This is a genomic window from Streptomyces sp. NPDC030814 (assembly GCF_055572155.1).
On sequence record NZ_JBVIDX010000005.1, the window covers coordinates 1 to 16,671 of the forward strand.

The 16,671-nt window shown below is 69.5% G+C and carries 16 protein-coding genes and 3 pseudogenes; 9 read left to right on the forward strand and 10 right to left on the reverse strand.

Features of this window, described 5'->3' with window-relative positions:
• Positions 1 to 91 precede the first annotated feature (91 nt).
• A pseudogene (locus ACZ43N_RS12575) lies at positions 92 to 694 on the reverse strand (ATP-binding protein); the annotation flags it as partial.
• A 134-nt stretch (positions 695 to 828) separates the two neighbouring features.
• Here ACZ43N_RS12575 and ACZ43N_RS12580 point away from each other — a divergent pair.
• Both ACZ43N_RS12580 and ACZ43N_RS12585 read left to right on the forward strand, forming a co-directional pair.
• Complete coding sequence (locus ACZ43N_RS12580) at positions 829 to 1,119, forward strand: hypothetical protein (protein ID WP_468097097.1); 291 nt, start codon at positions 829 to 831, stop codon at positions 1,117 to 1,119.
• A 108-nt stretch (positions 1,120 to 1,227) separates the two neighbouring features.
• Positions 1,228 to 2,276 (forward strand): annotated as a pseudogene (locus tag ACZ43N_RS12585) (IS256 family transposase); the annotation flags it as partial.
• A gap of 1 nt (position 2,277) precedes the next feature.
• Here ACZ43N_RS12585 and ACZ43N_RS12590 read toward each other — a convergent pair.
• Positions 2,278 to 2,433, reverse strand: a complete 156-nt coding sequence (locus ACZ43N_RS12590; protein WP_468097098.1) for a hypothetical protein — start codon at positions 2,431 to 2,433, stop codon at positions 2,278 to 2,280.
• A gap of 189 nt (positions 2,434 to 2,622) precedes the next feature.
• Positions 2,623 to 3,660, reverse strand: a complete 1,038-nt coding sequence (locus tag ACZ43N_RS12595) for an alpha/beta hydrolase family protein (RefSeq protein ID WP_468097100.1) — start codon at positions 3,658 to 3,660, stop codon at positions 2,623 to 2,625.
• A gap of 129 nt (positions 3,661 to 3,789) precedes the next feature.
• Between ACZ43N_RS12595 and ACZ43N_RS12600 the strand changes: the two genes are divergently transcribed.
• From ACZ43N_RS12600 to ACZ43N_RS12615, 4 genes and pseudogenes are all read left to right on the forward strand, one after another.
• Positions 3,790 to 4,419 (forward strand): GNAT family N-acetyltransferase, encoded by a 630-nt coding sequence (locus tag ACZ43N_RS12600; RefSeq protein ID WP_468097101.1) that lies wholly within the window; start codon positions 3,790 to 3,792, stop codon positions 4,417 to 4,419.
• Positions 4,416 to 5,321 (forward strand): PaaX family transcriptional regulator C-terminal domain-containing protein, encoded by a 906-nt coding sequence (locus ACZ43N_RS12605; RefSeq protein ID WP_468097103.1) that lies wholly within the window; start codon positions 4,416 to 4,418, stop codon positions 5,319 to 5,321. Before ACZ43N_RS12600 ends, ACZ43N_RS12605 begins: the two co-directional genes overlap by 4 nt.
• A gap of 85 nt (positions 5,322 to 5,406) precedes the next feature.
• Positions 5,407 to 5,667, forward strand: a complete 261-nt coding sequence (locus tag ACZ43N_RS12610) for a hypothetical protein (protein ID WP_468097105.1) — start codon at positions 5,407 to 5,409, stop codon at positions 5,665 to 5,667.
• A 283-nt stretch (positions 5,668 to 5,950) separates the two neighbouring features.
• Positions 5,951 to 6,699: pseudogene (locus ACZ43N_RS12615) on the forward strand (transposase).
• A 398-nt stretch (positions 6,700 to 7,097) separates the two neighbouring features.
• Here ACZ43N_RS12615 and ACZ43N_RS12620 read toward each other — a convergent pair.
• The 5 genes from ACZ43N_RS12620 to ACZ43N_RS12640 all read right to left on the reverse strand — a co-directional run bounded on the left by ACZ43N_RS12620 (position 7,098) and on the right by ACZ43N_RS12640 (position 12,274).
• Positions 7,098 to 7,577 (reverse strand): hypothetical protein, encoded by a 480-nt coding sequence (locus ACZ43N_RS12620; RefSeq protein WP_468097106.1) that lies wholly within the window; start codon positions 7,575 to 7,577, stop codon positions 7,098 to 7,100.
• Positions 7,574 to 9,433, reverse strand: coding sequence for a glycoside hydrolase family 15 protein (locus ACZ43N_RS12625; protein ID WP_468097107.1), 1,860 nt, complete (start codon positions 9,431 to 9,433; stop codon positions 7,574 to 7,576). Before ACZ43N_RS12625 ends, ACZ43N_RS12620 begins: the two co-directional genes overlap by 4 nt.
• A 523-nt stretch (positions 9,434 to 9,956) precedes the next feature.
• Positions 9,957 to 10,454, reverse strand: coding sequence for a GNAT family N-acetyltransferase (locus ACZ43N_RS12630; RefSeq protein ID WP_468097108.1), 498 nt, complete (start codon positions 10,452 to 10,454; stop codon positions 9,957 to 9,959).
• A gap of 768 nt (positions 10,455 to 11,222) precedes the next feature.
• Positions 11,223 to 11,639, reverse strand: a complete 417-nt coding sequence (locus ACZ43N_RS12635; protein WP_468097109.1) for a YeeE/YedE thiosulfate transporter family protein — start codon at positions 11,637 to 11,639, stop codon at positions 11,223 to 11,225.
• Positions 11,639 to 12,274: a YeeE/YedE family protein gene (locus ACZ43N_RS12640; RefSeq protein ID WP_468097110.1), complete on the reverse strand. Its 636-nt coding sequence runs from the start codon at positions 12,272 to 12,274 to the stop codon at positions 11,639 to 11,641. Before ACZ43N_RS12640 ends, ACZ43N_RS12635 begins: the two co-directional genes overlap by 1 nt.
• A 691-nt stretch (positions 12,275 to 12,965) precedes the next feature.
• On the opposite strand from ACZ43N_RS12640, the gene ACZ43N_RS12645 reads away from it, so the two are divergent.
• On the forward strand, positions 12,966 to 13,205 hold the full coding sequence (locus ACZ43N_RS12645) for a hypothetical protein (protein WP_468097111.1): 240 nt from the start codon (positions 12,966 to 12,968) through the stop codon (positions 13,203 to 13,205).
• 126 nt (positions 13,206 to 13,331) lie between these two features.
• On the opposite strand, the gene ACZ43N_RS12650 is transcribed toward ACZ43N_RS12645, so the two are convergent.
• Together ACZ43N_RS12650 and ACZ43N_RS12655 are read right to left on the reverse strand one after the other, a co-directional pair.
• Complete coding sequence (locus ACZ43N_RS12650; protein ID WP_468097112.1) at positions 13,332 to 13,508, reverse strand: hypothetical protein; 177 nt, start codon at positions 13,506 to 13,508, stop codon at positions 13,332 to 13,334.
• Between the two features lie 65 nt (positions 13,509 to 13,573).
• On the reverse strand, positions 13,574 to 14,161 hold the full coding sequence (locus ACZ43N_RS12655; protein WP_468097113.1) for a TetR/AcrR family transcriptional regulator: 588 nt from the start codon (positions 14,159 to 14,161) through the stop codon (positions 13,574 to 13,576).
• 58 nt (positions 14,162 to 14,219) lie between these two features.
• Between ACZ43N_RS12655 and ACZ43N_RS12660 the strand changes: the two genes are divergently transcribed.
• Together ACZ43N_RS12660 and ACZ43N_RS12665 are read left to right on the forward strand one after the other, a co-directional pair.
• The gene (locus ACZ43N_RS12660) at positions 14,220 to 15,164 is read left to right on the forward strand and encodes a patatin-like phospholipase family protein (protein ID WP_468097115.1); all 945 of its coding nucleotides are present in this window, start codon (positions 14,220 to 14,222) and stop codon (positions 15,162 to 15,164) included.
• Positions 15,161 to 16,612 (forward strand): flavin-containing monooxygenase, encoded by a 1,452-nt coding sequence (locus ACZ43N_RS12665; protein ID WP_468097117.1) that lies wholly within the window; start codon positions 15,161 to 15,163, stop codon positions 16,610 to 16,612. The genes ACZ43N_RS12660 and ACZ43N_RS12665 overlap by 4 nt, the downstream gene beginning before the upstream one ends.
• Positions 16,613 to 16,671 lie beyond the last annotated feature (59 nt).

Genomic DNA, 16,671 nt, shown 5'->3' on the forward strand with positions numbered 1-16,671 from the left:
CGCATACTGGATGTATGCGGGCGTTCCGACAACGCGGCGAGGTGCCGTAGCCGGCGTCGTGCGCCCGCCGGGGATTACGGGACAGCCCTTAGGCCGCATCGACCAGGCGATAGAAGCCCTCTGCGGCATCGGGTGAGACGGGGAGGAGCCCGATGTCGGCAACGGTGATCAAATCGGTTCGCGTGATTCGGGTGATCGCCTTCGAGACGGAGTCGTCGACGCGGTGGCGGCGGATCAGGGCTCCGAGGTCTTCGATGGTGAACCAGGCGACGGTCATCCCCGCATCGACCGCCAACTGGCCGAGTGCCTCGCAGAAGTGGGACTTCCCGGTCCCTGAGGGGCCGACGATGCAGAGGTTCTCGCGCCGGCCGACCCATTCCAGGGTCCGCAGTGCGGACTGCGTCGGGACCAGGATCGAGGACGCCTCCTCGTTCCAGATGTGGAAGGTCTTGCCGGTCGGGAAGGCAGCGCGGGTGCGACGGGTGCGGAGGTTGGCCGCGTCGCGGCCGGCTGCCTCCTCGGCCAGCAGGGCCCGCACGATCTCGGCGGGATCCCACCGCTGGGCCTTCGCCGTGGGGACGATCTCGGCCATTGCCCGGCGAGTGTGCGGCAGCTTCAAGCGGCGTGTCAGCGCGATCGCCTCGTCGAACGCGGCGCCGGACGTCGCGGCGACCGCTGACGCAGGTGCTTGCATGCGGGGCCGCGTCTCGGCCGGTTGGGCGGGACTGTCCTTCATGAAGCGTGCTCTTTCCATGTCGGGGCCGACGCGTGATGCCCGTCGGCCGAGGTAGTGGCGCTGCTGTCATGGGAGTCGGATAGGTTGCCCGGATGGCTGACACGGACCCACTGATGCCCGTCCTCGCCGGACTGGTCGTCGACGTCGTCTGGTTCCTCGACAGTTGCGAGGACGACGAGGTCGACCCCGACTCCGCGGTGAAGATGATGGAGAGCGTGAGCTGGGTGCTGACGCGGCTGCCGCAGGACCAACGCGACCGGTTCCTGACCGTCCTCGCGGACCTTGCAAAGGCCGAGCACGACCCAAGCCGTCGGGAGTTCTTGGAGGCATTCCCCTTCGCTTGCGGCCTGGTCGATGAGGAGTCAGGCCGAACCGAAGCCTGACCAGGCCGAGGTGCCTGGCTGCAGGCTGTGGGTCTCGCTGGGGCGGATCGGCTCTGCGTGGTCGTGCTCGTCCTGGTGGTCCAGGATCGACAGCAGGTCGCCCTCGGCGAAGCGTCCGACCGTCGCGGCGGTGCCAAGAGCGAGACTGTTCTGACCGACGTGGGGCCGGTTCAATCACGGTGCCGCGGGACCGCGACGGCAGCTTCGAGCCGCAGATCGTCAAGAAGCGCCAGCGGCGCCTGACCGGCGTCGACGAGATGGTCCTGTCGCTGTCCGCACGCGGTCTGACGCACGGCGACATCTCCGCCCACCTGCCGAGGTCTACGGCGCGAGCGTGTCAAAGCAGACCATCTCGACCATTACCGACAAGGTCATGGACGGGACGGCCGAGTGGCAGAACCGGCCGCTGGACCCGGTCTATCCGGTGATCTTCAGACTGCGTGCACGTGAAGGTGCGCGACGGGCAGGTGGCGACCCGGCCCGTCTACGTCGCCCTGGCGGTCACGGTGGACGGCACCCGCGACATCCTCGGCCTGTGGGCCCGGCGACGGCGGCGAGGGCGCCACCGGCTCCAGGTGCTGACCGAGATCAAGAACCGGGGCGTCGAGGACGTGTGCATGATCGTCTGCGACGGGCCCAAGCGCCTGCCTGACTCCATCGCGGCGGTCTGGCCCCAGGCGGTGACCCAGACCTGTGTCGTCCACCTGATCCGGGCCTCGTGCCGCTACGCAGGCCGCCAGGACTGGGACAAGATCTCCCGCGCGCTGAAGCCTGTCTACACCGCTCCGACCGCAAGTGCGGCGAAGGACCGGTTCCTGGAGTTCCAGGAGGAGTGGGGCGCCAAGTATCCGGCGACCGTGCGGCTTTGGGAGAACGCCTGGGCCGAGTTCGTACCGTTCCTCCAGTTCGACGCCGAGATCCGCCGCGTCGTCTGCACCACCAACGCCATCGAGTCGGTCAACGCCCGCATACGGAAAGCCGTCCGTGGCCGCGGGCACTTCCCGAACGAGGCCGCAGCCCTCAAATGCGTCTACATGGCCGTCATGAGCCTCGACCCCACCGGTCAGGGACGCAAACGCTGGACCCTGCGTCGGAAGCCCGCCCTGCAGGCTTTCGACATCGCGTTCGACGGCCGACTCTCCGCCGACCGCCGCTAAATCACAGCACCCGAGTTGCACCGTTGGCTGGACAGACCCACGACACCCACCGGGGTGTGAACCGGGTGCCGTTCCGGGCGGCGGAGGCGAGCTGCAGGGTGAAGCTGTAGCTGAAGAGGAAGGAGAACAGCAGGAAGAATTTGGCTTCGAAGAACACTCCACCAGCGTGCGGACGGCGTTGTCGGGGGGCTGTCGAAGCCGAGGTCCTCCACGCCGGTGCCGTGGTAGGCGGAGGCGAGGTAGGTGATGTTGACGATCAGGATGCCGAGCAGGGCGAATCCGCGCAGTGCGTCCACGCTCATCACGCGCCCGGCCTTCGGCAGGCTCTCCGGTGCTGTTGCAGGGGTCACTGTTCCTCCCGGCCGGAGTCGACTCGCTGGACGAACCGGGCCTGGTCGGTGAGGAAGCCGTCGGTGTAGAGCCGGCGGGGGGCGGCGATCGCGGTGATCGTGAGGCGCCAGGCGGAGCTTTCCAGTTCGTGGTCGACCAGGGAGTGGGTGGCGCCCGGGTAGTGGGTGACGGTCAGGGACGTGGGGGGAAGGATGCTGCGGTAGACGGCTTCGGTGTCGGCGACGTTCACGTTGATGTCGTGGCCGGCCAGCACCAGCAGCAGCGGCGTGCCTCGCATGGCGGCCAGGTCGGCGGTCGCGTCGGCACGGTAGTTGCGTGCGATGAATCCCCACCGTGCCGCGGTCATACCGTCCGCGTCACCGATCGCGGCCCGGTACTGCGTGAACGTGGCGCCCCGCTCCAGCAGGCCCAGTACGGTCACCCGCCTGCGTAGCGCCGCCTGCTTCTCCTGCTCGCTCGCACCGGCCCGGTCAAGTTCGGCGAGGAGGTTGTAGCGGCCCTGCCGCAGCCAGTTGACCGCCGGGGAGACGGCGATGACGAACTGCAACCGGCCGTCGCGGGCGGCGGCTTTGGGCAGGACCCAGCCGGCCTGGCTCGCCCCCCACAGCCCGACGCGGCGGCCGTCGATGTCCGGGCGGGTTCGGGCCCAGGCCACGGCGGCCAGCGTCTCGTCGGCCCGGTCGTCCATGCTCTGTTTCAGCCAGTCGCCTTCCGAAGCACCGACACCGGGCTTGCTGAACGACAGCGAGGCGTACCCGGCGCGGGCGAACGATTCCCACAGCGGGCGGTAGAACGTCTCATGGGTGGCGTCGATCGGGCCGTCCCCGTGCACGAACACGACCAGGCCGAATGGCCCCTGACCGTGTTTCGGCAGCGCCAGCACGCCATCGGGCAGCGCCCCGTCGTGCCGCAGCGACACCTTCTCCTCACGCAGCGAGTAGGTGTTCTGCCACACCACCACCCCGCCGAGAGAGGCGGCCACGAGCAGCAGTCCCACCGCGCTCCACACCAGCCATCGCCACCTGCGCCGCACCGGCGCACCCCCTGTCCGTGACACCACAACCACCAAACCGATCGCTTGAAAAACGGTCGTAGCGATGATGAACGTACTAGGATCGATAGCGCAAGGTGGATCCGTGAACGGACATGGGAGGGCCTGGAGATGACCGTGGACGGCGAGCTGGTGGTCCAGCGGGGGGTGCCCGGCGGCAGCGAAGGCCAGGTGGCGGCGCTGTACTGGGAGGCGTTCGGCCGCAAGCTCGCGCCGGCACTGGATCCCCCCGACAAGGGACGCGCGTTCATCGCCGCCCACCTGCAGCACGACCGGGGCGTCGTCGCCCTCCACGGCGGGCAGGTGGTCGCCGTGGCCGGCTACCGCCTTGACGGGCGGGCGCTGACAGGCGGCGGTGTCAAGGACGTCCTGTCCGCCTACGGCCCCCTTCGCGGCCTGCCGAGGCTTGCACTGCTGGCCCTGTTCGAACGCACCCCTGCGCCCGGTGAACTCGTCATGGACGGAATCGCCGTCGATGCCGCGCACCGCGGCCGCGGCATCGGCAGCCTGCTTCTGCGCCAGATCGCGGCCATCGCCACCGAGTCCGGTTGTCGCCGCGTCCGCCTCGACGTCATCGACGACAACCCCCGCGCCCGGGCACTGTACGAGCGGCACGGCTTCACAGCCGTACACACCGAGCAGACCCCCTACCTGCGGCGCCTGCTGGGCTTCGGCGCCGTGACGACCATGCACCGTCCGGTAACCAGGGCGGACCTCACCGCCGCGCGGGAGGGCCGATGACGCCCCGCACCCCCGGACCTGAGCAACCCCATGACAACAGGCCGGACATCCCCACCCGATTGCTCGTCCACGCCCTGGTACGCGAAGACGCAACCGTCGATGCCGGCGAACTTTACGCCGTCGCGGCACTGCTCGGCATGAGTGAGACGCAGGTCAGGCTCTGTGTCAAACGCCTGGTCGCCGCGGGCCGCTTCACCCAGGACGGCCGCGGCCGCAAGGCCACGCTGCGGGCCGTGTCCGACGTCACCGGCTCCGTGGCACCCGATGCCGCCTACGTCCGCCACGCCTACCGGCAGGACGCCGGGCTCACCCCCTGGGACGGCATCTGGCACCTGTTCGCCTTCGCCATCCCCGAATCCCGCCGCACCGCCCGCGACACCCTGCGCGAGCGCCTCTTCCACCTCGGCGCCGCCCCCGTCCAGAGCGGTCTGTACGTCACCGCCAACCCGGTCGGCGAACTCGTCGACGCACACGCCCGCCACCTCGGCGTCGCCGACGCGCTCACCCGCATGTCCACCACCGACCTGCGCATCGGCGACATCACCGACCCGCTCACCCTGGCCGCAACCCTGTGGCCGCTCGACGAGATCGCCGAGCGCCACCAACGCCTGGCCGCCTTCGCCGGATCCTGCCTCGCCCAGCTCACCGAGAACGATCCTCCGTCCGAAGCCGAGCGGCTCGGCATGGCCGTCGAACTCGCCGCCCTCTTCACCACAGCGATGGAGCCCGACCCACTGCTGCCACCGCAACTCCTCCCCCAACCCTGGCCCGGGACCCACGCCCGCCGCCTGGCAGCCGACTGCTGGCACCACCTGCACCAGACCCCACACACCAGCGACCACACCCCCCTACGCCTGTTCACCCTCTACGCCGATGCACTGCACCCGGCCGACGACACGTAGGACAACCCAGGCGGCGTGGTCAGCGGCCGCGACCGGACAACCCGTCCGGACGCCTGCGCCCAGCAAGAGCAGCACGATCACCGCGATGATCGAGCTGTTCCCTGCCGACTGGCACAGGGAGCACGAAGACATCGTGTCTATGCTGGGCAAGCTCCGCTCGAGCAAGACGGTGCCGACGCTGGCCTTGGCAACTCGCTGGGTTCCCGAGCACCTGGACTTCGACGAGTGCCGGGCGCTCGCGGTGAAGGCGATCTGGGCGCTCGGCGCCATTCCCGGCCCGGAGGCCCGGGAAGCCCTCGAGGGCTTGCGCGACGCCGAGAACGAGATCATCGTGAGAACGCGGTGAAGCAGCTCGCACGCCGCGGCGAGCTCTGACCGCGGAATCGTAGCCGTTCATCCGGAGCGCCCGACCAAGTGTCCTCGGCCGGGCGTTTCGACCAGGATCAATCTCACCAGGATTTCCTGTACCTCAACTACTCACACCCGTAACCACCCGCCGGGCCGTGAGTGACTGAGCGTTTTCAGCTCGGCCACTGATCGGGGGACGCTGGTGGTGTGCGCAACGCACGAGGCTCCCGTGCCGTTGGGGGAGCTGTTCGAAGTCTCAACCCACAGGCACAGGAGCCGGGTTGGTTCCGTATTCTGCCGCGCTCGACCTGCCTCACGCCCTGGTCGAGTGGGTCACCGTGCTCATCGTCACCCGCGAGGGTGACCGCCGCTGCAAACTCCCGCCGCACCGACGTGCCCTGGTCGGTCCGGTGTACCTGCGTCGGCGCGACACCCTGACGCAGATCGCGGCCGGGTTCGGCATATCCGTCGGCACCGCCCACGCCTACACGGCCGCTGTCATCGACCTGCTCGCCGACCGCGCGCCCGGCCTGCTCCGCGCCCTGCGTGAAGCCGACCCGGAGTACGTCCTGCTGGACGGCACCCGCGCGGAGTGCGACCGGGTCGGCGACAGCCCAGCCGACTACTCCCACAAACACCGCCGACACGGGGTGAACGTGCAGATGGTCACCGGTCCAGACGACCGGCTGCTGTGGATCTCACCCGCACTCCCCGGCCGCGCCCACGACCTGGCGGCGGCGTGCAACCACCGGATCATCCGGATCTGCGAACGCCAAGGCGTCCCAGTCCTCGCTGACCGGGCTAACGTGGGAGCCGGCTCATGGGTGACGACACCCCTCGGACGCCCGCCGGGCCGCGAGCTCACACCGACCCAGCAAACCGTCAACCGCGCGCTGTCCGCAGCCCGGGCCCGGTCGAGCGCGGCGTCGCACGGCTGAAGTCCTGGCGGATCTTCCGCCGGTCCCGCTGCAGTCCGAATCGAATGACGTCAATCGCCGCTGCCGTCCTCACGCTGGAGCGGCAACGCTGAAAGAGCTCAATGAGTCACTGACAGGCGGCGCACTCCTTTGGCGTGGACTATCCGTGGACTCGTCACGCTTGATCTGCCATGCGCAGTGCCTGTGAGCTACGGCATTGACCAGTCTCAAAGGCCCTCCGGAAACGTAAAAGTGGTCGCGATGGCCAGCCGAACAGGTTGTTGCGCGGGCACGGCCTGCCCGGGTGGTCGGCGGCAAGGTGGGCCGCGATCCGATGAGCACCAGCATCACGGCCCGTGAACTCGGCGGTCCTGTCTTTTCCAGGAAGCGCTGGGGCAAGGGTGGTTTCAGGCGTGGACGAGAGAGCCGACGGTGCGATCGGAGGTGATCAGCGGCGGAAAGGCCCAGGCCCGGCGACCTGCATCGCGGCCTGTCCGGCCGACGGCCGGGGTCAGGGCGTCACGGTGAAGCCGCCGACGATCGCTCCGTAGCCGATGTGAGCGAGGACGGTGACCACAGGGGTGCCGGGCCCGTAGTTGCGCATCAGGAAACCGGGCGGTTCCAGAAGCGCTGTCTGTGGGGCGCTGGTCAAGGGGCTGCCCATGCGGGGGTGGACGAGCGGCAGCAGGATATTGACCAGTGCAGTGCCGGCGAACAAGCCGTGCGTGAGACCGAACAGGGCGCCCAGCCACCAGCCGGCCCGGTCGACGGCGGCGAAGACGGCGAGATAGACGAACGCGAAGATCTGCCCGTTGAGGAAGTGCATCAGGTAGCCGAAGGCCTTGGCGCGGGTCCGGTTGACAGTCACCGCCGTACCGAGGAGAAACGGCAGGTCCATGCGGGTCAGTCTCAGTTCACTGGCCGCGCGCAGCGCGGTCGTCAGGGCGAGTGTGCCGACGAAGGCGCCCGCAGCCGTTCCCCAGGCGTTCACCGCTGCTTCTCCTTGCTCGCAGCGGTGATGGCGCAGGCTGCGCTGATCAGCGCCAGGTGGCTCAGGCCCTGTGGCAGGTTTCCCAGGAAGTCGCCGGTTGCGGGGTCGGTCTCCTCGCTGTAGAGGCCGACGTCGTTGGCCAGGCCGATCAACTCGTCCATCAGCTCGGTCGCCTGCGGAAGGCTGCCGGTGCGGGCGAGGGATTCGGCGAGCCAGAAGGAGCACGCGAGGAAGGCTCCTTCGCCGCCGGAGAGGCCGTCCTCCCCGGAGTACCGGTCGACGTAGGGTCCGTGCCGCAGGTGGCGGTCCAGGGCGCTGATCGTGGCCTGCACGCGGTGACCGTCGCCGCCGTATCCGTAGAGATGACCCAGCAGGACTGCGGCGTCCAGGTCGTCACTGCCGGCGGCGCGAACGTAGCTGTCACGCTCGGGGGAGAAGCAGCGGGCCTCGATGAATTTGGTGATCTCCTCACGCGCGGCGTGCCAGCGCTCGAGGTGCCGGCTGGGGATCATGCCGTGTTCGGCGAGGTCGGCGGCGCGGTCGAGGGCCACCCAGCACATCATCTTCGACTGGGTGAAGTGCCGGGGCGGGCTGCGGACCTCCCAGATGCCCGCGTCCGGCTCCTCCCAGGCCGTGCACACGAGGTCGGCCAGCTCTGCCAGACGGCGGGCGACATCCGCGTCCAGCCCGCCCATGGCCTGGGCATACTGCCAGGCCGTCTGCATCAGCTCGCCGTAGGTGTCAAGCTGGACCTGCCGGGCTGCGGCGTTGCCGATACGGACCGGGCCCGAACCGCGGTAGCCCTCCCAGGGCAGGGTCTTCTCCGGGGTGTGGCTCCCGCCGTCCAGCCGGTACAGCACGTTCAGACGGGGGTGGGTGAGCTGGGAAGCGTGCATCAGCCACCAGAAGTAGGCGTGTGCCTCCGCCGGGCAGCCCAGCCGAAGGAAGGCGTCCAGCGTGAAAGCGGAGTCGCGCACCCAGGAGAAGCGGTAGTCCCAGTTGCGCTCGCCGCCGATCTCCTCGGGCAACGAGGCCGTCACCGCCGCGGCAACCGCCCCGGAAGGGGCGTAGACCAGCAGCTTCAGTGCCAGCATGCTGCGCATCACGGCCTTATGCCACCGCCCGGTGTACAGCCGGTCGTGCGCCCAGCTCCGCCAGGCCGAGCACGTGGCCTCCAGACGCACCTCGCAGTCGGAGCGGGTAGGCAGGACGACAGGCTCCTGATGGGCGAACGGCATCGCAAGCAGTGCGCGCCGACCGCCGGCGAGTTCGAAGTGCCCGCTGACGGCATCCCCCGCGCATGTGGGCTCACCGGCATCCCAGGCGCAGACCGCGAGCGCATCGCCTCCACCTGTCGCCACCGGAACACCGGCACGTCGGGCGATTCGGGTGTGGTGGGTGCCGTAGCCGAACCGGGGCTGCACACTCCAGTGCAAGGGCACGGACCCGGAGACTCCGTCCACGCGTCGCAGCAGTTCCCGCATCGGCGTGAGCGTCGCTTCGTCGTGGAGCGTAAGGGCATCCGTGACCCGCACCGTGCCCGTGCGAGTACGGAAGGTGGTCTCCAGGACATTGGTGCTCGGCAGGTAGCGGCGCTCGCTCCGGTACGGGACCGACGGTGCGAGGGTGAACCGGCCGCCGCGGGCGGCGTCCAGCACGGCGCCGAATACCGCGGGCGAGTCCAGGTCGGGCAAACCCAGCCAGTCCACCGACCCGTCCCTGGCAACCAGAGCGGCAGTGCGACCGTCACCGATCACCGCGTAGTCCCGCAGCGGAGCGTAACCACCCGAGCGCAAGCCCCCGGCCCACGCGCCCGGGACGGCTTCTGTCGCCGCCCGACCGCTGATGCTTCCCATGACACCACCATCCCCCGCGGGCTGCTCACCTGCCTGGTCAGCACCCCACCACAGAACAGGCATGCCTGTGGAAGGCCCTCAGCAGACGCGGGCCCGCGGGCGCTTACGTCCGTAGGCAAGATCGTCGCCCAGGCGCAAAGACGGGACGGGAACCGGGCCCCCACCCGGCCTTGGAACAGAGCGGGCATACCCGGCCCCGGAGCCTCCGGTGAGGTTCCGCCGAGACGAAGGGAGAGGTGACAGCAGGTCAGATGGGCTCACCGAGAGGAGCTCTGACGATGCCTGCCCCGAGGAAGTACCCGCTGGAGTTGCGTGAGCGTGCGGTGGGATGTACCGCGCTTCCGAGCCGAAGCCCGTGATCTGCCGCACGGCCGAGGAACTCGGCGTACACCACGAAGCCCTGCGTATTCATCGAGACCGGCACGGAGTCCTACCGGCTCGCCAGCACCCGCGCCGCCCAGGCCCAGGACTCGTCCACGAACTGACCAAGACCAACATCATTCTCGTCTCGTCAGAACGACGGTCAGTTCAGGGCTTTCGGATGACCGTCAAGCACAGACAGACTGGCAACGACCTCGTCACCGGAAGAGACTGCCGTCGGCTGGAAGCCCACGGAGGCATACAGCCGCGCGGCCACGGCGTTGTCCGGGTGATACGACAGACGAAGCTCCCTGCAGCTCTCACGTTGCGCCAGCCACTCCATGAGGGTTCGCACCGCCGCCCGCCCGACCCCCTTGCCCTGCTCGGTGCCATCGATCACCATGCCTCCGAGCCAGTATGAGCCGTCTTCGTCACGACCCCACATGATGTGACCGACCACCGTGTCATCGGCGCAGATCGCCATCGAATGCCAGATGCCTTCCCGCAATGACAGAAGCAGGTAGCGGGCCGCCAACGCGGGCACGTATCGGCGCTGGTCGTCCAGCGGAGCGATATCCGCGACAGCACGCCAGTTCTCGTCGTTCACCTCGTGCAGGACAACACGTCGCCCCACTCCGTCAGAAAGCTCAAAGGTGATCACGGAGATCAGGCTACGCACCAAACGGTTGATCCGCGAACCATTTGGCTCCGTTAACGGCTTCCACCGTCCGCACCGTTTCGCGGTGGTGTTGTCAGTTCTCATCGACATTTCTGACGTGTGTGATCGCTAAATGCTGCCGGAAACCGTCGACAAACGTTGCCCGCTCCCGCCTACGAAACCACTGCCCTGTACATCCTCAACCAGGTGCCGCTCCGCGGAGTGCCTGCCGACTACCAGAAACACCGAGTGGGGCCCGGGTCCGGAGGGCGAGCGGCAGCGCGTCTCTCGCCCGCGATCTGTTGCCGGTCACGGCGCAGCGCGTCCGCTCGGGCCTTGGGCGTGACGGCCTCGCCGAGGCTGATCGCCTCCGTGCCAGTGACAGGAGTCAGCGAGTACCGGACGGGAGAGCGACTGGACTGTGTCGGCAGATGGAGGCGAGCGACGCCTGCCGGGAGTTCGGTGCGCAGCGCTCCGCTCCAGCGAACACACCGCGCGCGGCCAGATGTGAATGGGCCTCGCGGGCGTCGCGGCCTTCGATGGTCATCAGGAGCGCCGGGGTGCGGTCGGCTTCGAGTGCAGGGTGATGGCGTCGCCCAACAGGGGCCGCAGCCATTCGAACTGGCTGGGGCCCCTGCAGAAGGACATCCCGCCCGGCACCGGGCGGTCGGATCAGCCAAGGAGTATCGACGACCAAACGCTCCGAGACCACCGAGGAGCCCCGCTACACCGCCGGCCGACGCCGTGAGGGCCCAGCCGGGGCCCTGTCGCTCACCCTTCGCAGGAGCCTCTGTCGATCCGGAAGAACCGGCCACTGCCCCAGCGGCACAGCCTGACCCCGACGACGATGCCCGCGATGGTGACCAAGGCGGGCAGGTAACCACTGGCGACCTGGATGAGCGGAATCGCGGGGCATCCGCCGGAGATCGCCCAGCCGATACCGAACAGGACCGCGCCGGGGACGACGCCTGCGTGGAGGCGCCCCGCGCCCCGGCGCACCCGCAGCAGGGCGAACACACTCGCGATGATCACGATGGCGCCGAAGACGGCGAGGAGCATCCGCGAGTCCTGGAAGGTGAGCATGCGATTCAGCTCGGTGTAGTCGCCGAACCCGATACGGGTCACGGTGAAGCCGAGAGCGAGCCCGGTGAGGAGGTTGGCGAGCAGAACTCCGCCCCGGCTACGCATCAGATCACCTTCCACAGGAGGAACGACACCGCGACGGCGGTACCGAAGAATGTGGCCGTCGCGACGAGACTGACGGGGCTGAGCCGACCGCAGCCGTTGAGCCCGTGCCCCGAAACGCAGCCACCGGCCAGCCGGGTGCCGAAGCCGACCAGCACGCCTCCCACGAAGAGCAGGGCGACCATGGCGACCGGGTTGCCGGTCACCAGATGCCGGTAGCCCGCACCCATGTCGGAGCGGACGTGGAACTGCCCGGAGGTGACGGCGGCGATCAGTCCCCCCACGAAGATCGAGGCCAACAGGACGGCCTGGGTGACCAGCGGAGCGGGGCGCGGGTGCGCACCTCGGCGGCGTCCGTCCGTGGCCGGCGCGTCGGTCGGCCCCGGGGGCGCGGCGGGCACGGGCGCGGCGGGCACGGTGCCGAAATGTTCGGCGGTGGCCGCACCGAGAGCGGCGACAAGAGCTTGTTCGTCGGCGAACTCAGCCTCTCTCCGCTCCAGTTCGGCTTCACGCCGCCAGTGCAGCACTCGCTCCCAGGCCCCCGACACCCCGAAAGGCCGGTCGGCGGCGAGGGTGTAGCCGATGGTCAGTACGGCGAGTCCGACAGCACCCGCCCACCAGGGCCAGTAAGCGGTCATGCGTTGCCTTTCATCCACTCGGCCAACCGGGCCCACCAGCCCCGTTCGGGCTCGTCGGGGGCCACCGGCGGCTGTTCGGCGGGGCCGGGACCGCGCCTCTCGGAAGCGGTGGGCGCGGGCCTCGGCGCCAGATGATGGGCGTGCCGTCCATTGGGCAGCAGGGTGATCGGCACCCGCTCACCGGTGAGTGCCACCTGGTAGCGCGCACACTCGCGCCAGTTGTCCTCGTTGTCGCAATAGCAGCTGCGCCAGCCCGCCAGACTCTGGTTGAGATGGGGGAAGAGAGGACACGTCGAAGCATGTAAGCAACCCACAGAATGATCCAACCATTATCCCAACCATCCGACAAGCGTGGGTAGTTGATGGCTGTTGCGCCGTCTTCGCACGCTGAACCTCACGTCGCGTGCGCCCAGTCCCGGACGAGCTCGCCCGGCTCACTCCGGCAATCCGGGCACCGGGCGGGGGCGCCCCCGCGCCGCCCACGTGAGCCTGCGCACTGAGAGCGCGGCGGCCTGCTCCGTGGCCCGGGTGGGGGCGCCGGCGCGTGACGTGACCACGCACGGAGCTACCTGCCGACGCCCGATGGATGATGCCGGGTCCGTCACCGGGCGACCGCGCGCCAGCCCCTGGCCTCCCTGGACGGGGACAACGCTCACGGACCCGGCCGGATCAGGTCAGGCGGATTCGCGGCATGCATGAGGTCGTTTACGACGAGGACGGAAATGCGGCCGGAGCCAACCACTGCACCGACCGCGCCGGGGGACGCCACCGTGCGGCCACTACGGCGATGTCCCTGCGCGCCGTGGTCGCCGGGGACGTCGAGCAGGTCGCCGCGTACGGACCGGCCGAGGCTGCCAAGCAGTTCGCCCACCGCGACCTGGTCGTCGACCTGGTCCACCGCGACCTCGACAAGGACGTCGTCGACCGCTGACCGTCCGACAGCACCGACAGGGTTTTGGCGCGGCATCGCCAGCCGCTACGAGAAGACCGCCACGGTCTACCGCGCCGGCCTCCCATCGCGGGCATCTTCCTCTGGTCCGCCCGCTGAACGAACAGATCACGGCCGGAGGCATTCTCCCTGCGGATCGAAGCAGACGAGCCCGTGTTCGCGAGTGAGCGTAGCGGCGTACTCGGACACCACTTCCGCCTTGCCGTAGGACAGGAGCAGGTACACGATCGGGCCCGATGCCTCCTCGATGACCGGCGGGGACCCAGACGACACTGCGATCGACATCGTCCGGATAGGGGGCGACGAGCGCTTCCACATGCCCGGGTGCCTGCCGTGATCCGGGGGCGGGGTCAGTCGGTCATGACCTGACGGAGCAGGTCCACGAGCGGCTGTACGGGGACGGTGGGGTCGAACGCGCGCTGGACACCGATGCCGATCCCGAGACTGAGAAGGACGAAGGCGGCGGTGTCCGCGGGCATGTGGGGCGTGACGCCCAGTTCCTGCATCTGAGCCCGGATGAGGTCCGCGAGGGCCTCGGTGACGGCGCGCCGTCGGTGGGCGAGCTGTTCGCAGACGTTTGCGTCGCGGCGGTTGGCGGTGGCGAACTCGACTTCCAGTGCGGTCCACGAGCTGTCGCCTATGTGCTGCTCGGCCCACCGGGCGAAACCCGCGAGCCTGTCCTCCAGGCGGGGCGCGTCTCCCATCTCGGCGGCGATGTACGCCACTTGCTGCAGGGCAATGCGGTCCAGGACGGCCAGGCAAAGCTCGTTCTTGGTCGCGAAGTTGGAGTACACGGCGCCCTTCGAGTAGCCGGCGGCCTCCGCGACCCGCTCGATGGATGTCTTCGTGAAGCCATCGTGCAGGAAGAGGTCGTGCGCGGTGTCGAGGACGTGTTCGCGGGTGCGGGCCTGGCTCTCGGCCCGGGTCAGTCTTGCCACGCCTGCAGAATACCGCTAGCTTCCGGATTCCATTGATATCTGAATTCCAGGGGGATCTGTGGCTCCACGGCGTGCACTGGTGGTCGGGTGCGGCGGCACGCTCGGCTTCGCCTGGACGGTCGCCGCGCTCACCGCAGTGGAAGCGGAGCTGGACTGGGACGTGCGGACCGCCGAGGTGTCGGTGGGGACGTCCGCCGGGGCAGAAGTCGTGTCCGCTCTCGGCTCCGGACGGTCCGTGTCCGACCTGCTCGCGGCGGTACGGGGAGAGACCGGCGCGGACCCGGTGCTACTCGGACACGTCCACGCCCACCAGGGTGCACTGCCTCCCGTCCCGTGGCCCGGCCTGCCGGGGTCGGGGCTGGTGACCGCTGCCGTACGCGGCCGGGTCTCGCCGGGGTCGGGGCTGGTGGGGCTGCTGCCGCGCGGCCGGGGCGACGCGCGTTGGTTGCACCGATTCGGTGCCGCGCTGACGGAGGGCCGTCCGTGGCCGGATTCCACGCACACCTGGCTGGTTGCGGCCGACGCGCGCTCGGGCCGGCGGGTCGCGTTCGGCGCGCCGGAAGCTCCGGCCACGGACCTGGGCAGCGCGATCGCCGCGTCCTGGGCGATCCCGGGCTGGTTCCCGCCGGTGCGGATCGACGGGCGGACCTACCTCGACGGCGGCGCCGTGTCCCCGACCTCGGCCGACCTCCTCGTACCCCTGGGGCTGGACGAGGTGGTGATCGTCGCTCCCATGTCGACCTCCGGGGGCGCACCCGCCACCGGCCTGAGCCGTCTCGAAAGGCTCCTGCGCCGCTGGATGACCCGGATCGTCGACGCCGAAGAACGCCTCTTGCGTGCGGCGGGATGCCGCGTCGTCCGGATCGAGCCCGGGGTGGAGGAACTGGCCGTGATGGGGGCCAACTTCATGGACCCACGGCGGCGTGCGGCCACGCTCGACGTCTCCCTGCGCACCGCACCCGACCGCGTCAAGCGAGCCATCGACAGGAGCATCGCGGCATGAGCACACACGTCGAGGTCATCGTCGTCGGCGCCGGCATTTCCGGGGTCGGCGCCGGGGCCAGGCTCCGCGGCGCCGGTATCCGGGACTTCCTGATCATCGAGGCGGCCGACGACTTCGGCGGCACGTGGCGGGCGAACACCTATCCCGGCTGCCAGTGCGACGTACCGTCCCGCCTCTACAGCTACTCCTTCGCTCCGAACCCGGACTGGACGCGGGTCTACGCGCACCAGCCGGAGATCCTCACGTACGTGAGGCGGGTCGCCGACACGTACCGGCTGCGCGAACACACCCGGTTCGGGGTGCGTATGACCGAAGCGCGATGGCAGCCCGGCCAGGCCCGCTGGCTCGTCCGTACCGACGCCGGTGAGTTCACCGCCCGGTTCCTGATCGCCGGCGCCGGCCCGTGGAACGAGCCTCTCGTCCCGGACGTCCCCGGCCTCGACGGTTTCCCCGGCGAGGTGTTCCACTCCGCGCGCTGGAACCACGACTACGACCTGCGCGGCAAGCGCGTCGCGGTGCTCGGCACCGGCGCCTCGGCCGTGCAGTTCGTCCCGGCGATCGCCCCGGACGTCGCCCGCTTGCATGTGTTCCAGCGCACCGCCCAGTGGGTGCTGCCCAAGCTGGACCATCACATACCGAAGGCCGAACGGTGGGCGATGCGCCACCTGCCGGGCGCGCGAGCCGCGGTGGCAGGGCTGGAGTACCGGGCCATGGAGACGCTCGGACGTGGATTCCGGCGCCCCGGGCTGATGCGTGGCGTCCAGGCCATCGCACGGGCCCACCTGCGGGCCACGGTCCGCGACGCCGAACTGCGCCGCAAGCTGACCCCCGACTACACCATCGGCTGCAAGCGCATCCTGTTCTCCAACCACTACTACCCCGCGCTGAGGCGACCGAATGTCGACGTGCACGCCGCCGCGGTGCACGCCGTCGAAGGCAACACCGTGCACGGCGCCGACGGCAGCGCCGCCGAGGTGGACGCGATCATCCTCGGCACCGGCTTCCACATCCTCGACACGCCGCTCGCGGGCCTCGTCCGAGACGGAGCCGGCCACTCGCTCGCCGACCGCTGGCAGGGCTCCCCCGAGGCGTACCTCGGCACCGTCGTCGCGGGCTTCCCCAACGCCTTCCTGCTCCTCGGCCCCGGCCTGGGCACCGGGCACTCGTCGGCGTTCGCTATTCTGGAGGCACAGCTCGACCTCGTCCTGGGCGCCATCAAGGCCGCACGGGAGGAAAGTTGGGCGGTTCTGGAGGTACGCGGCGACGTGCAGGCCGCGTACAACGCCCGGCTGCAGACCGCGCTGGCCGGCACCGTCTACAACGCCGGTGGGTGCAGGAGCTACTACCTCGACGCCAACGGCCGCAACAGCTTCAGCTGGCCTTGGTCCACCGACCGGCTTCGCGCCGAGGTCGGTCGCTTTGAGCCGCAGGACTTCACCGCTTCCTGAGCCGAGGGAACTCATCGTGCCAACAGCGTCCGGAGGGGGCGGGGGCCTGCGCTGCGGTG